This is a genomic window from Caballeronia arvi (genome assembly GCF_001544695.2).
GTDB classification, from domain to species: Bacteria; Pseudomonadota; Gammaproteobacteria; order Burkholderiales; family Burkholderiaceae; genus Caballeronia; species Caballeronia arvi.
Genome location: NZ_FCOM02000205.1, coordinates 1 through 1,786 on the forward strand (window position 1 = coordinate 1; position 1,786 = coordinate 1,786).

At 57.6% G+C, this 1,786-nt stretch carries 1 protein-coding gene; it reads left to right on the forward strand.

The window, feature by feature from the left end:
• Nucleotides 1-536 precede the first annotated feature (536 nt).
• Nucleotides 537-740 carry a cold-shock protein gene (locus AWB74_RS44335; protein WP_061152773.1) on the forward strand — a complete coding sequence of 68 codons (204 nt, stop codon included), beginning with the start codon at nucleotides 537-539 and terminating at the stop codon, nucleotides 738-740.
• Nucleotides 741-1,786: the final 1,046 nt, after the last annotated feature.

Genomic DNA, 1,786 nt, shown 5'->3' on the forward strand with positions numbered 1-1,786 from the left:
TGGGAACCGCGCGGGTTTCCTGCGCCATACCGCTAACGCCCGCCGGAGCCCCAATACCGCGCGAGCGGTTTCGTCCATCGGTGCTGAAGCAGACCGAGCCGCTCGCAACGAGGCGAGGTCCCCTATGGGGTTGAAAAGGTATTTGTCCTGGAAAGGGACTTGGAAATAAGGCGGGCGTAACGCATGGCTGTCGGACCGGTATTCGCTTCGGTGTAAAAGTGATGTTCGGGCCTAGCTAGCGGCTGGGAAGCACAGCGAGAGAGTGGAAACACGCGTCGCGCCGTGCGCCCTCGCAAAAACGAGGTTGTCGCCGGGCTGACCTATGCGGCGATTTGAATTGTCGACAGTCAACTGCACCGTCGCATCGTTCGAACGTTCGTTTTGTATCGCTGGCAGCTGAGACGTTTGCGGTCGATTGCTTCGGCAGATTCTTCCTTATCGTTATCAACGCGATAAATATTATTAGACGGCCGGTTCTATGCTGCCGCTTCGGCTGCTATTCTCATGGGCACGACATCTTTTTGTGAGGGGCGGGAATGGCAACGGGTACAGTGAAGTGGTTCAACGACGCGAAAGGCTTCGGGTTCATCACGCCGGACGACGGAGGCGACGACCTGTTCGCGCACTTCTCCGAGATCCGGGCAGAAGGATTTAAGTCGCTGGCTGAAAATCAAAAGGTGACCTTCGACATCAAGCAAGGACCCAAGGGCAAGCAGGCGGCAAACATCCAGCCGCTGTGAAGTAATCGGAAAAGCAGGCAGCCGGCAGCGGCGCAAGTAACAGGGCTTGTAACGGGCTGGACAGCGGTATGACGGGATGTGTTTCGGGGTCCCGTCGCAATGAAGAATCTGAGAGACCTATAAAAATATGACTACATCGTTCGCCAAACTAACGAGCTTCACACCGAGGAGCCTCGACGGTGAAATCGAGCATCTTGAGCGCATCCTTGCGGGAGAAGGATCTGATTCCGTCTTCGGTCGAACGTATTGGCGCGCTCGCGTCGCCAAGGCTAGGGCGACGCCCGGCTTAGTGCCTCCACAGCGTACGCGACTGGAACGGCTGCTGTCTCGTTTGACGGATGAAGCACAACGCGTCGGCTAATTCTGTTCCCGCGAGCGTGAACTCTCGAGCGCGAGGAGGGCCCGACCATATCGGATACCTGTACGGGCGACACTGACGATGCGCTTCCCGATGTATTCGACCAGTTCGTCCAATTCTCAGGTCACGGCGAGCATTCGAGAGGCGGCCTCAGAATTGAGCTGTGGGCGTACAAGACGCTGACGGAGATACACGGAGGGACGACCGTCTTCTGGTACGCGATCAAACCGGCCGATTAACGGGAGCGGCTCATTGGCGGTAGCGCGTTGGAGATACGTCTACCGATCCGCGAAGCGGATCAGCAGGAGAGGTTGCGCGTCGTCTGCGCGCGTAACGAGTACTCGTCAACTCGCGCGACTATGTGATCGAACTGCCCGCGTGAGGCTTCCTCTAAGGATGTGGAAGCGGACATGACTGTCGTCGCAGTTCATAGGGTCGAAAGTGCGAAAAGCCTATGAGAGCCGGTCCCCCCGACCGTGTTGCAACCGCACGCGTCTTGCCTATCGCCCAATGCAACTAATGGTCTCCGCTTTTCCGCACCCGCAAGTTGCCGCCAGGGCGCCTTTTCTGTACCGCCGATTCCGACCGGACATCTTGGTTCGCGGAATATCGACAATTAAGGGGCGCGCAATTGCATCTGAGGACAGTCACGTGCATTTTCTGCGCATATCATTGTCGCTCGCTGTCG

Coding starts and splice junctions, on each gene's coding strand:
- AWB74_RS44335 (WP_061152773.1), top strand. CDS start 537: ATGGCAACGGGTACAGTGAAGTGGTTCAACGACGCGAAAGGCTTCGGG.